10 protein-coding genes are annotated in these 13,319 nt (G+C 63.4%); 3 read left to right on the top strand and 7 right to left on the bottom strand.

Features of this window, described 5'->3' with window-relative positions:
- The first annotated feature begins 96 nt into the window (after positions 1-96).
- Positions 97-1,413 carry a diguanylate cyclase domain-containing protein gene (locus AAFM31_RS03035; RefSeq protein WP_341706429.1) on the top strand — a complete coding sequence of 439 codons (1,317 nt, stop codon included), beginning with the start codon at positions 97-99 and terminating at the stop codon, positions 1,411-1,413.
- Positions 1,414-1,422: 9 nt separating this feature from the next.
- On the opposite strand, the gene AAFM31_RS03030 is transcribed toward AAFM31_RS03035, so the two are convergent.
- Positions 1,423-2,334 carry a DUF808 domain-containing protein gene (locus AAFM31_RS03030; protein ID WP_341706428.1) on the bottom strand — a complete coding sequence of 304 codons (912 nt, stop codon included), beginning with the start codon at positions 2,332-2,334 and terminating at the stop codon, positions 1,423-1,425.
- 164 nt (positions 2,335-2,498) lie between these two features.
- Here AAFM31_RS03030 and AAFM31_RS03025 point away from each other — a divergent pair, with 164 nt between their 5' ends.
- Positions 2,499-3,815: a PAS domain-containing methyl-accepting chemotaxis protein gene (locus AAFM31_RS03025; RefSeq protein ID WP_341706427.1), complete on the top strand. Its 1,317-nt coding sequence runs from the start codon at positions 2,499-2,501 to the stop codon at positions 3,813-3,815.
- A gap of 65 nt (positions 3,816-3,880) precedes the next feature.
- Positions 3,881-5,077 carry a CaiB/BaiF CoA-transferase family protein gene (locus AAFM31_RS03020; RefSeq protein ID WP_341706426.1) on the top strand — a complete coding sequence of 399 codons (1,197 nt, stop codon included), beginning with the start codon at positions 3,881-3,883 and terminating at the stop codon, positions 5,075-5,077.
- A 668-nt stretch (positions 5,078-5,745) separates the two neighbouring features.
- On the opposite strand, the gene AAFM31_RS03015 is transcribed toward AAFM31_RS03020, so the two are convergent.
- The 6 genes from AAFM31_RS03015 to AAFM31_RS02990 all read right to left on the bottom strand — a co-directional run bounded on the left by AAFM31_RS03015 (position 5,746) and on the right by AAFM31_RS02990 (position 13,295).
- Entirely contained in the window at positions 5,746-6,951 is a 1,206-nt protein-coding gene (locus tag AAFM31_RS03015) for a pyridoxal phosphate-dependent aminotransferase (protein WP_341706425.1), read from the bottom strand.
- 4 nt (positions 6,952-6,955) lie between these two features.
- Positions 6,956-8,374: an amidase gene (locus AAFM31_RS03010; RefSeq protein WP_341706424.1), complete on the bottom strand. Its 1,419-nt coding sequence runs from the start codon at positions 8,372-8,374 to the stop codon at positions 6,956-6,958.
- 38 nt (positions 8,375-8,412) lie between these two features.
- Positions 8,413-9,360 (bottom strand): D-2-hydroxyacid dehydrogenase, encoded by a 948-nt coding sequence (locus AAFM31_RS03005; protein WP_341706422.1) that lies wholly within the window; start codon positions 9,358-9,360, stop codon positions 8,413-8,415.
- Positions 9,357-10,610 carry an aminotransferase class III-fold pyridoxal phosphate-dependent enzyme gene (locus AAFM31_RS03000; RefSeq protein WP_341706421.1) on the bottom strand — a complete coding sequence of 418 codons (1,254 nt, stop codon included), beginning with the start codon at positions 10,608-10,610 and terminating at the stop codon, positions 9,357-9,359. Before AAFM31_RS03000 ends, AAFM31_RS03005 begins: the two co-directional genes overlap by 4 nt.
- Positions 10,611-10,697: 87 nt before the next feature.
- A complete protein-coding gene (locus tag AAFM31_RS02995) occupies positions 10,698-11,828 on the bottom strand; it encodes an isocitrate/isopropylmalate family dehydrogenase (RefSeq protein WP_341706420.1) in 1,131 nt (376 codons plus the stop codon).
- 3 nt (positions 11,829-11,831) lie between these two features.
- Positions 11,832-13,295: an NAD-dependent succinate-semialdehyde dehydrogenase gene (locus AAFM31_RS02990; protein ID WP_341706419.1), complete on the bottom strand. Its 1,464-nt coding sequence runs from the start codon at positions 13,293-13,295 to the stop codon at positions 11,832-11,834.
- Positions 13,296-13,319 lie beyond the last annotated feature (24 nt).

The raw sequence follows: 13,319 nt of genomic DNA, 5'->3' as shown, positions 1-13,319 counted from the left end.
AGATGACCCTGCGAATAACGCGGCAAATAGCCGCCAGCGTCTGGCCAGCAGGCTGGCGCGCGTTATACTGCCGCCAAAGGCCCATTGCGATACCCAATGATGCTGTTATCGATTGCCATAATCGTCGTTGTAACGCTGCTGGCGGGCACTGCCCTCTGGCACATACGCAGGCAGGCCACTACCTTCCGCACGCTGCTGGAAGTGTCACCCAACGGCATCCTCATCCTTGACCACCACCAGCGCATCCGCTGGCACAACCACGCCGCCGCGCACCTGCTCGGCCAGCCCGAACGCACTGGCCTCAACGGGCAGCCGCTTAGCCGCTGGCTACCCATGCTTGGCGCCCTGCCCGCTCCCAACCAGCGCGTAGACACCCTGCTGCAAAAAGGCGACAGCCAAAGTCAGCAGCAACTGACCCGCCTGCCCGACATCGGCCGCCAGCAGATTCTGCTGCTGCATCCCGGCAGCGACGCGACCCCGGGCGCCGAGGCAATGGAGCGTTTCAAGCGCAGCCAGTACTTCGCGCGGATCGGCACGTGGGATTGGGACATAGATACCGACCGCCTCTACTGGTCGGAGGCGATCTACGGCATGTTTGGTTATCAGCCGGGGCAAGTCACCCCGTCGTACACCCTGTTCTGCGACAGCGTCCATCCGGATGATCGCGAGCGGGTGCGCGCGGGCGAAATTCGCTGCATCGAAACCGGCGAGAATCACGACGAGGAATACCGCGTTATCTGGCCAGATGGCAGCGTTCACTGGGTCCGGGAAACCGGCAATGTGGTCAAGAACGAACAGGGCGAGCCGATCAAAATGATGGGCGTGGTCAGGGACATCACCGAAGAAAAACGCTCCACCCGCAAACTGCAGGAGCTGGCCCACCATGACCCGCTGACCGGCCTGCCCAACCGGCTGATGCTGGAGCAACAATTGACCGCTGCGCTTAGCCGGGCCAGAACCCAGCATCAGCGTCTGGCGCTGGTGTTCATCGACCTCAACGACTTCAAATCCATCAACGATCAGAACGGGCACGCGGCAGGCGATCAGGTGTTGCTGGAGGTCGCCAGGCGCCTGCGCGGCGCCGTGCGCAGCAGCGACATGGTTGCTCGGCTGGGTGGTGATGAGTTCGTCGTGCTGCTGGAGGGGCTATCGCCCACCAGCCCGGTCAGCGATGAGGCGCACCAGATTTGTGAAAAGCTGTTTGCCAGTCTGGCGCCAACGATGACGGTGCAGGGCCGCGATTATCGCATCGGCGCCAGTCTTGGCGTTGCGGTCTTTCCAGATCACGCGGTAACCATGGACAAGCTGATCCACGCGGCCGACCTGGCCATGTACAGCGCCAAACGCAGTGGCAACAATCAGTATCGGCTAGGGGAGGACCTGAACACCCACGCCCACGTGCTCACGCCCTGAACCGCTGCCTCAGCGGCGCAGCCGGCCGATCAACGTAACCCCCGCCAATACAAGCGCCCCGGCCAGAATGCCAAAGCCGGCGTTGAGCAGGGTCGGCAACAGGCCATCGAGTACCGTGCCCAGATAGGGCAACGCTGCCGCCCGATCAGCACTGGTCTCAATCCAGTGATGCACCACCGACAGGCCGTGCGTCAAAATGCCCCCGCCAACCATAAACATCGCCGCCGTACCGACCACCGAAAGGGTTTTCATCAACCAAGGGGCAGCACTCAGCACGCCGCGGCCAAGGCGCTGCAGGAACGGGTTGTCCTTGCGCGTCAGCGCCAGCCCGCCGTCATCGAGTTTGACGATGCCGGCAACCAGGCCGTACACGCCGATGGTCATGACCACCGCAATCCCCGCCAGCACAACCAGCTGTTTGACGAAGTCAGCCTCGGCCACCGTACCCAACGTGATGGCGATGATCTCGGCGGAGAGGATAAAGTCGGTGCGCACCGCGCCGGCGATCTTAGCCTTTTCCTGCACTACCAGATCCACCTGCTCGTCCTGCAAGGCCTGCAGCGTCTGCTGGTGCTCGGCCTCAACGTCATGCAAAAACCGGTGCGCCAGCTTCTCTGCCCCCTCGTAGCAGAGGAAGGCGCCACCCAGCATCAACAGCGGCGTGATGGCCCACGGGGCAATCGCGCTGATCAGCAGCGCCGCTGGCACCAGAATCAGCTTGTTACGAAACGACCCCTTGGCAACCGCCCAGACCACCGGCAGCTCGCGCTCGGCCCGCACGCCGGTAACCTGCTGTGCATTGAGCGCCAGATCATCACCCAATACCCCCGCCGTTTTCTTTGCCGCGACCTTGGTCATGACCGATACGTCATCCAGCACCGTCGCGATGTCATCCAGCAACACAAGCAGACTCGTAGCCAATTCATCCTCCTGATAAATACAATGCACAGCCCCGAGCATAGACCTGCGGAGCGCAAAAAAACCCCACCAAACGCCAGAGTCTTGATTCAAGTCCGACGCACACCGGCCGATTCAGTTGTACCTTGTAAGTACTTGTACCTTGTCCGCGCCACCAAGAGGTTGTCATGTTCGGAGCACGTCTTAAAGCAGAGCTTCAGCAGAGTCAGCAACGGCTCGCAACCCAATCGCACATCCTGAATGCGATCCGCCAGAACATCGCTTGGATCGAATTCACGCCAGAAGGCGAGATTCTCGACGCCAACACCGCGTTCCTCAACGTCGTCGGCTACCAGCTTGAGGAAATCCGCGGCCGGAAGCACAACCTGTTCTGCCCGCCTGACCTGGTCAACAGTACTGAATACCGCCGCTTCTGGCAGCGCCTGGCCAGCGGTGAGAGCTTCAGTGACCGCTTTAGCCGCCTCGCCAAAGACGGCAACCCGGTGTGGCTGGAAGCAAGCTACATCCCGATCATCGACGCCGCCGGCCAGGTATCAAAGGTCGTGAAGCTGGCCTTCGACATCACCCGCGAAGTACAGGCCGAACAGCAACACCAGAGCTTGCTGAATGCGATCAATCGGTCAATGGCGGTGATTGAATTTACCCAGAGCGGCGAGATCGTGACCGCCAATGACAACTTCCTGCGCACCATGGGGTACCGCCTGGATGAAATCAAAGGCAAGCACCACCGGATGTTCTGCAGCCCGGAAGTCGCCAACAGCAAACAATACGAGCAAGCGTGGCAGCGCCTGAATCGCGGCGAGTTTCTCTCGGACATCTTCCAGCGTGTCACGCGCAGCGGCCAGACTATCTGGCTGCGCGCCACCTACAACCCGCTCTACGACGTCAACGGCAAGCTCTATGGCTTCGTCAAGTTTGCCAGCGACATCACCTCGCAGATCGAGCGGCGCAACGCCGAATCCGCCGCTGCCCAACTCGCCTTCGAGATCGCTGCCGAAACGGATGAAAGCGCGCGCAACGGCGCGGCCACCGTTCAGGAGGCCATCGATGTGGTTCGCTCAATCGCGGGTGATCTGGACGGCGTTTCCGGCCACATCAACGCGCTGAACAATCAATCAGAGCAGATCAACAGCATCGTGCAGGTGATCCGAGGCATCGCCGACCAGACCAACCTGCTGGCCCTCAACGCCGCCATCGAAGCCGCCCGCGCCGGCGAGCAGGGCCGCGGCTTCGCGGTGGTTGCAGATGAAGTACGTAACCTCGCCGCCCGCACCGCCCAGGCAACACTGGAGATCAACGAAGTAGTGCAGCAGAACATGGAGCTGGCGCATCACGCGGTCGACGGCATGGCTGGCAGCCGCAGCAAGTCCGAGCAGGGTGTGATATTGGCTAACCGGGCCGGCGAAGTGATGCTGGAAATCCGCGACGAGGCGCAACGGGTGGTCGATGCCATCGGCCAGTTCGCCGAAGCCATCAAGGACTGAGCAGCGTTCCGCGGCCGCCGCCTTTGACCTACACTGGCGGCCCAGCCAATACATCGGGAGCCTGCATGAACGCCGCCAAACCCCTCGCCGGACTCAAGGTTATCGAACTCGGTACCCTGATCGCCGGCCCCTTTGCCGCCCGTATCTGTGCGGAGTTCGGCGCCGAGGTGATCAAGGTCGAGTCGCCCAACGGCGGCGATCCGTTGCGCAAGTGGCGTAAGCTCTACGAGGGCACCTCGCTGTGGTGGTTTGTACAGGCCCGCAACAAGCAGTCGCTGACCCTGAACCTGAAAGATGCCGACGGCATCGCCATCCTCAAGCAACTGATTGGCGAGGCTGACATCCTGATCGAGAACTTCCGCCCCGGCACCCTGGAAAAGCTCGGGCTGGACTGGGACACCCTGCACGCGCTCAACCCGGGGCTGGTGATGGTGCGGCTGTCGGGCTTTGGTCAGACCGGCCCCCAGAAAGACCAGCCCGGGTTCGGTGCGGTGGGCGAATCCATGGGTGGCCTGCGTTACATTACCGGTTTCGAAGACCGTCCGCCGGTGCGCACCGGCATCTCCATCGGCGACTCCATTGCCGCGCTGTGGGGCGTGATTGGCGCACTGATGGCGCTGCGGCACCGGGAGGTCAATCAGGGCAAGGGCCAAATCGTCGACGTTGCGCTCTATGAAGCGGTGTTCGCCATGATGGAAAGCATGGTGCCCGAGTTCGATGTAATGGGCTTTGTGCGCGAACGAACTGGCAACATCATGCCCGGCATCACCCCCTCCTCCATCCATACCTGCAGCGACGGCAAGGCGGTGCAGATTGGCGCCAACGGCGACGCCATTTTCCAGCGCTTCATGCGCGCCATTGGCCGTGATGACCTGGCCGATGACCCGACCCTGGCCGACAATGCCGGACGCGACGCCAGACGTGACGAGCTGTATGCCCTGATCGACAGCTGGGCGGCGAGCCTGCCGCAGAGCGACGTACTAAGGGTGTTGGAACAGGCCGAAGTCCCCGCGAGCAAGATCTATTCAGCCGCCGACATGCTCAGCGACCCGCAGTACCTGGCCCGCGAGATGTTCCTCAACGCCACCCTGCCCGACGGCAAAGCCTTCAAGATGCCAGGCATCGTGCCCAAGCTGTCAGATACCCCCGGCAGCGCCGAGTGGACCGGGCCAGCGCTGGGCGAGCACACCGACAGCATCCTGCGCCGGCTCGGCTACGAGGAGACACAAATTGCCGAGCTGCGTGGGCGCGGTGCGATTTAGCGGGACGTAAGGAGAGGCACACAACGCACTTGTCGCGCCGTCTGAGTGATCGGACGCAGAGCGTCCGGGCAGGCACTCCCACGCCGAGCGTGGGAGCGATCAGCAACTTGCAACGTGCTCGAATGGTGGAGTGCGCACCCGGGTTTCGTCCCGTTTACGCGGGCGAGTAGCGCAGGGCTGACGGGAAAAAGAGTCATAGGATGTCTGAGGCTCGAAGAGCCGAGTTTTATGACTCCCCGTTAGCCCGAGCAACGCAGCGAACCCGAAGGGCCGCGTAGCCGGGTGCCCGGGGGATTCAGGGAAGCGCTAACCCATTTCACATGCCCTCTGGCGCTCAGGCCGGTCCGCAATCAAGGCGTGGTTTCGATGGCATGTCGGGACCTGTCGAGAAATCACAACGCAGGGTGCGGACCGGCCTGAACGCCCCGTAGGGCGAGCGCTCAAGCATGCATCTGACTGCGTTGCGCTGCTTGCCAATAGAACCACTATTGGCTGCACATCGCGCCTTGCATCTGCATGCTTGAGCACTCGCAGAGGGCGTGTGAAATGGGTTAGTGCTTCCCTTTGGGGGGCCGGGCAAGCGGCCCCCTTTGGCTCGCCAGGAAGGCGAAAGGCAGATTCAACCGCGACGCATTACAGGAAGCTGGTCAGCTGTTACAGCCCCTCCCCTAATCAAAGTCCTGCTTCTCCATCCACGGAATAATCCGCTCAAACGCCTGCTCAATCCGCTCCAGCGAGGTCGAGTAGCTCAGCCGCAAGGCATTGCTGCAGCTATTGCCGAAAGTCTCGCCGGGGATGGTGCAGACCCCGGTTTCCTTCAGCAGCCGCAGCGCCACGTTAGTGCCGTTCACTCCTTCCGGCAGCGACGGAAACAGATAGAACGCGCCCTCGGGCTTGTACCCGGTGAGATGCGGCGTCTGCTCTACCAGCTCCACCAGCCGATCACGGCGGCGGGTGTACTCACTGAGCATCTGCTCGATGAAGGCACCGCCGCTGCGCAGTGCTGCCACCCCCGCCCACTGAAACGGGGTATTGGCCACGGTGGTGGTGAACATGTGATAGCGCCGCAGTTTCTTGATCGCCGCCTGGCTACCAATCAGCCAGCCAATGCGCATGCCCGCCATGCTGTAAGTCTTGGAAAAGCTGCTGACCACCATCACGTGATCCAGATCGCTGCAGCACGACAGCACCGACGGGTACTCGCGCCCATCGTAGATCAGGTGGTCGTACACCTCATCGCTAATGACATGAATACCGCGGTAGGCCGCCTCCTCCAGAATCGCCTCCAGCGTCTCGCGCGGATACAGGGTGCCGGTTGGATTGCTCGGCGAATTAAGCACGATGGCATGGGTGTGCGGCTCGATGGCGTCGATCACTTCCTGCGGATCAAGCTGATGATTGTTCTCGGCACGGGTGGTGATCTCGGTCACCTCCCCACCGTTCATGCGAATCAGCGGCGCATAGAGCATGAATGCCGGATCCGGCACGATGAAGTGGCGGCCGGGCGCGGCCACCGCGGTCAGCGCCAGATAGATCGCCTCGGTCGCACCGGTGGTGATCATGATGTTGTCCGGCGTCAACGGCCGCTGATAACGCTCGCTGTAGTACTCGGCCAGCGACTCCAGCAGCTCGGGCATGCCGGCATCCATGGTGTACCCGGTCTGCCCCGCGCGCAGCGCCTCAATCGATGCCTCAACCACCACGTCCGGCGCCGGCAGGTCGGGCTGCCCGATGGACAGGTGAATGACATCGTCCAGGCTGGAAGCCAGATTGACCATCTTGCGAATGCCCGGAATGGGGATGGTCAGCAGCGCCGGATTCCAGATCGGATCCTCGGATTCGTACAGATCAATATCGGAGCTTCCCAGAGGCATGGCATCACTCCTGTGCGGCAGCGAACAACGCTGGCCGACGGTCGGTTAACGGTGCAGCCTGTTGATACGCATGGCCGGCGCGCAGCACCAGCGCGTCATTGAAGCGCGCGCCCACCAGTTGCAGACCAATCGGCAGCCCCGTGCTGTCAAACCCGCAGGGTACCGACAGGCCGGGCTGGCCGGTCATGTTGAACGGGTAGGTAAAGGGCGTCCAGGTTGGCCAACGGGTGCTTGGCCAGTCCTCGGGGACCTCGCGGCCGGTCTTGAAGGCAGTCAGCGGCAGGGTCGGGGTCAGCAGCAGATCGTACTTCTGATGAAACGCCGCCATGCGCTCGCGCAGCGCCATGGACTCGTTCATCGCACCCATGTAATCGAGCATGCTCAGCCGCGACGCCTTTTCCGCCACCTTGATCAGCTCGGGGTCCATCAAGGCACGCTTTTTCGGCCCCAGATCGCGAATGGCGTTGGCCGCGCCGCCATAAAACAAATGGCCAAATGCGGCCAGCGGGTCGCTGAATCCGGGGTCCACCCGCACCACCTCGGCCCCCAGCTCGGCAAACACCTGGGCGGCTTGTGCCACCGCCGCCTCGACTTCCGGGTCGACATCCACGTAGCCAAGGTTCGGGCTGTAGGCGATTTTCAGCCCTTTCACGCCACCATTGAGTTCTGCCAGATAGTCAATGCGCCGCCGCGGTACCGCGTTGGTGTCACGGTAATCGGGCTCGGTCAGCACATTCATCATCAGCGCGCAGTCTTCAACCGTCCAGGTCATCGGCCCGGCATGCGCCAGCGTACCGAATGGGCTGGAGGGCCAATGCGGCACCTCGCCAAACGAGGGCTTGAGCCCAACGATGCCGCAGAAGGCGGCCGGAATACGGATCGAACCACCCGCATCAGTGCCCAGCGCCAGCGGTGCCATACCCAAGGCTACCGCCACCCCGCTGCCACCAGAGGAGCCGCCCGAGGTTTTCTCCGGGTTCCAGGGATTATTGGTAACGCCGTCTACCGGGTTATCGGTCACCCCTTTCCAACCCAGTTCGGGAGTTGTGGTCTTGCCGATAGGCACATAACCGTGGCGCTCCAGCGCAGCGGTGCAGGCCCCCGTCTTGCCCATGGTGCTCTGCGGGTCAACGGTATGGGAGCCCTTGAGGGTCGGCCACATCGGGGTCAAAAAGACATCCTTGACCGCCACCGGCACACCATCGAGCAACCCGGTGGCCCGACCTTCGACATAACGCCGCTCCGACTCCCGCGCCAGCGCCAGGCTGGTCTCGCGGTCAACCAGGCAAAAGCCGTTGGTATGGCTATCCACCCGCTCAATCTGATCCAGCAGGGCTTTGGCCACCTCCACTGGCGACAGCTGGAGATCCTTGAACTGCGCACGCAACTGCATCGCTGTCATTGCCAGGATATCTTCGGACATGATCGTCTCCTCAGTGCCTTGGCGCCCGCCCAGGGGCGCTAACTCCCCCTGCCTACCAGGTTATGCAGGGGCTCACCGGCCAACCAGCGGTGCAGGTTGGCCATGAACTGCTCGCCCAGCGCGTTGCGCCAGCCGATGAAATCGCCCGCCATATGAGCCGACAGCATCACGTTGGGCATATCCCACAGCGGATGCCCGGCCGGCAGCGGCTCAGGGTCTACCACATCCAGAACCGCCATCCCCGGGGTGCCGGCACGCAGCGCGGCAACCAGATCATCAGTGACCACGATGGCGCCGCGCCCGACATTGACCAGCAGCGCACCGGGGCGCATCAGCGCCAATCGTCGCTGGTCGATCAGGCCGCGGGTTTCCTCCGTCAGCGGGGCGGTGATGATCACCACATCAGCCTCGGGCAGGGCGTTGTCCAATTCAGCGCTGGCCAGCACTCGGTTGAAATGCGGCGCCTGGCGGGCGCTGCGAGCGATGCCGGTCACCTCGATATTGAGTGCCGACAACAGCCGCGCGACCTCGCTGCCGATCGAGCCGGCACCGATCACCAGGGCTCGCTGCCGAGCCACCAGCGCCGTCTCGCGATGCTGCCAGCGCTGCTGGCGCTGCAAATGCAGATTGCCGAGGCTGTCCTTGGCATGCATCAACACCGCCCCCAGCACATACTCGGCAATGCCCAGATCAAACACGCCGCGCGCGTTGGTCAGCAGCACATCGCTGTCCCACAGCGCCGGGAACATCAGCGCATCAACGCCAGCACTGGTCGCGTGGACCCAACGAATGCGATGTTCCGCGGGCCAGCAGCGCTCCAGCAGCCCGGTACGAAAATCCGTCACCACCAGCACATCGGCCTGCGGCAGATGAGCACGCAGGTCTGCTTCGCTGCTGACCGTGCGCAGCTCTACCGTGGTCGGCAGGTCGTCCAGCCCGGGCAGCGGCGCTTCGCCGGGGGCAACCAGCACCAGTACCCGCGTCATGCGGCCACCTGTTCGAGCGCACGGCTGAAGCGCGCTACCGCTTCGTCCACCTCGGCACTGCTGACCGTCAACGGCGGCAGCCAACGGACGATCTGCCCCTCTGTGCCGCAGCGCAGGAGCAATAGTCCCTGCTCCTCGGCAGCGCTGGTCAGCTGAGCGGCCAGGTCGCCCCGCGGGGAGCGAAAGTCATCGGCGATTTCCATCCCCAGCATCAATCCCTTGCCGCGCAGGGTGTCGATGATCGCAAAGCGTTCTTGCAATCCGCGCAGGCGCTCCGCGAGCAGTTCACCCTGTTGCGCGGCATTGCGGATCAGGTGTTCCTGCTCGATAACCTCGAGCGTGGCGAGCGCGGCGGCACAGGCCACGGCATTGGCACCGTAGGTGCCGCCCTGCGAACCGGCCAGCCCCTTGCTCATCAGGGCTTCGGAGGCGGCAATGGCCGATAGCGGGAAGCCGCTGGCCAGCCCCTTGGCGGTGATAACGATGTCGGGGGTAACATCAAAATGGCTGTGACTCCAGAAGCGGCCGGTACGACCGTAACCGGCCTGGATCTCGTCACAGATCAGCAAAATGCCATGCTGGCGGCAGCGCTCAGCCAGACCCTGCATAAAGGCCTTGTTGGCCGGGTAGTAGCCGAATTCGCCCTGCACCGGCTCAATCAGCATGGCGGCGGTATCACTGGGCGCGGTGCGGGTTTTCAGAATGTGGTCCAGCTCGCGCAAAGCGAACGCGGTCGCCTCCTGCTCGGTCCAGCCATAGCGATAGGCATGCGGGAAGGGCGAGACCTCCACCCCGGCCATCATCGGGTGAAAGCCGGTACGCACCTTGGTGCCGGAGGTAGTGAGCGAGGCGGCGGCCATGGTCCGGCCGTGAAAGCCGCCATCGAAGACGATGATATTGGCCCGCCCAGTCGCCTGCCGGGCCAGTCGCAGCGCGGCCTCAACCGACTCCGAGCCCGAGTTGCTGAAGGCCACCGAATCGATGCCCTCGGGCATGCGCTCAGCCAGTGCGTCAGTCAGCTCCAGCATGGGTCTGTGCGCGACCGTGGTGTACTGCGCGTGGATCACGCGCCCGATCTGCGCCTGCGCAGCGGCCACCACGGTCGGGTGACAATGGCCGGTACTGGTCACGCCAATGCCGGAGGTGAAGTCCAGATAACGGCGGCCGTCGGTATCGACCAGCCAGCTGCCTTCGCCATGATCGACACAGACCTTGCTGGCCTGCTTGAGTAGCGGTGACAAATGGTGCATAGCCATCTCTCCTGTCCTTTCGGCGGGCCGGAGCCCGTATCTGATCGGCCAGCGGCTCGCAGAGCGAGCCCTGACACGCGAGCGGGATCAGTGCAGCGCGGCGATAACGCCCGCGGTCACATCCCGACAGGTCCGCTGTTGGCCTGCGGTGGTCGCCAGATCCTTGGCAACCGCCAGACGCAGACGCTCAGCGGCCTGTGTGCAGCCCACCCAGTCCAGCATCAACGCTGTGGTGAGCAGCATGGCAGCAGGGTTTGCGAGCCCCAGGCCGGCGATATCCGGCGCGCTGCCATGTGTAGGTTCGAACAGCGCAGGCATCGCCCGACTGTCCGGATTGATATTGCACGACGGCGCCAGCCCCAGTCCGCCCGAGAGCACGGCGGCCAGATCCGTCAGAATGTCTCCATGCAAGTTGCTCGCCACGACCACGTCGAAGGTCCACGGGCACTGCACGAACTTCATGCAGGCGGCATCGACCAGTTCGTGATGAACGCCTATCTCCGGGAACTCGGCGGCGATCTCGGCAAACACCTCGGTGTACATATCGCCCCAGAACGGCTGGGCGTTGCGCTTGGTAATCAGGCAAACCTGCGCCGCCGCCCGTCCCTTATTTGCGCAGTGGAAGTCGCGACTGCCCTCCCCCCGCGCAGCCAGACGCTGCCGTGCACGCACAAAAGCATGACGGATCAGTCGCTCGGTCGCGCGTCGGGTAAACACTTCCAGTTGGGTCGCGACCTCATCGGCGCTGCCGCGATGCAGACGGCCACCCTGATTGACGTACTCGCCTTCGCTGTTCTCGCGAATCACCAGCATGTCGACCTCTGCCGCGCGCGGGTCGGCGAGATACTGCGGTGCGCCCGGCAACAATCGCGCTGGCCTTTCGCAGGCCCACAGGTCCAGCCCCTTGCGAAACTGCAGCAGCGGCGCCAGCGAGACGCTGTCGGGCAGGCAGTAGCGATTGGCGTCGCTCAGCGGCCCCGGATCGCCCAACGCGCCCATCAGCAGCGCGTCGTAGGCCTGCACCCGGGTTAACGCATCCGCCGGCATCATTTCACCGTGCTGGCGGTGCCAGTCGGTGGAAGGCCAGTCCAGCCAGTCCCAGGTGAGACCGAGCGGGGTCTGGCGATCAAGCGCCGCGAGTACCTCGGCGGCAGCGGCCATCACCTCCTGGCCGATGCCGTCGCCCGGCATCAGGGCGATGCGCCTCGGCTCGGTCATCTGTCAGGCCCCACCCATGCACAGGTACTTGATCTCGGTGTACTCATCCAGCCCGTGACGCGAACCCTCGCGCCCCAACCCACTGGCCTTAACACCACCGAACGGCGCGGCGGCATTGGAAACCGCCCCTTCGTTGATGCCGATGATGCCGGCCTCCAGCGCATCGGCAACCCGCCAGACGCGGTGAATGTTGGTGCTGTAGAAATAGGCCGCCAACCCGTAGGGGGTGTCGTTGGCCAACTGGATGGCCTGCTCCTCGGTATCGAAGCGCATCACCGCCGCCAGCGGGCCGAAGGTTTCGTCGGCGCAGACCTGCATATCCGGGGTAACACCGGTCACCAGCACCGGCTCCGCATAGTTGCCCTGAGCCTCGCCCGGTGAGGCGCCAGCAACATGCTTGGCCCCCTTGGCCAGGGCATCATCAAAGTGCTCCTGTACCTTCTTCACCGCCGCCCGATTGATCAGCGCCGACTGGGTTACCCCCTCCTCAAAGCCGTCGCCCAGCTTGAGCTTGCCCATCGCCTCGGCGAGCTTTTCGACAAACCGGTCGTGCACGCCGCTCTGTACCAGAAAACGGTTGGCGCACACACAGGTCTGCCCGGTGTTGCGGAATTTGCAGACCATAGCGCCTTCGACCGCGCGATCCAGATCAGCGTCGTCGAACACGATAAAGGGCGCGTTGCCTCCCAGCTCCAGCGACACTTTCTGCACGTGTTCGGCACACTGGGCCATGAGCTGGCTGCCAACACTGGTCGAACCGGTAAAGCTCAGCTTGCGCACCGTCTCGCTGCCGGTCAGCACGTCGCTGATCATCGACGCCTTGCCGGTCACAACATTGAACACACCCGGCGGAATGCCGGCTTCCTCGGCGAGTACACCGAGCGCCAGCGCGGTAAAGGGCGTAGCGCTCGCCGGTTTGACGATCATCGAACACCCGGCCGCCAGCGCCGCGCCGGCCTTGCGGGTAATCATCGCAGCGGGAAAATTCCAGGGCGTGATCGCCGCCGTCACCCCGATAGGCTGACGGGTCACGACAATATGCTGCCCGGGCTTGGCGCCGGGAATGGTCTCACCGTAAACACGGCGCGCCTCCTCGGCGAACCAGCGAATAAACGAAGCGGCGTAATCGACCTCACCGCGCGACTCCACCAACGGCTTGCCCTGCTCCAGCGTCATCAGGGTGGCAATGTCCTCGCGGTGTTTGAGGATCAGATCGTTCCAGCGCATCAGCAGATCGGACCGCTCCAACGCCGTTGTCTTGCGCCACCCGGCAAAGGCCTGATCGGCCTGCGAGATGCAGTGGCGCAATTGCGCTTCATCGAGGCTGGGTACCGTGCCGAGGATCTCACCGGAGGCCGGATTATCGACCTCAATGGAGCGGCCATCACTGGCATCGATCCATTGGCCGCCCACCAGACACTGCTGGCGAAACAGACGGGATTCGGCGAGACGAGACAGAGCAGACATGTGGCCTCCTGTGGGGATTCCGCG

The organism is Halopseudomonas sp. (assembly GCF_038130085.1).
Taxonomy (GTDB): Bacteria; Pseudomonadota; Gammaproteobacteria; order Pseudomonadales; family Pseudomonadaceae; genus Halopseudomonas.
The sequence above is the reverse complement of the archived record's forward strand: the minus strand, read 5'-3'. Positions and strand labels throughout refer to the sequence as shown.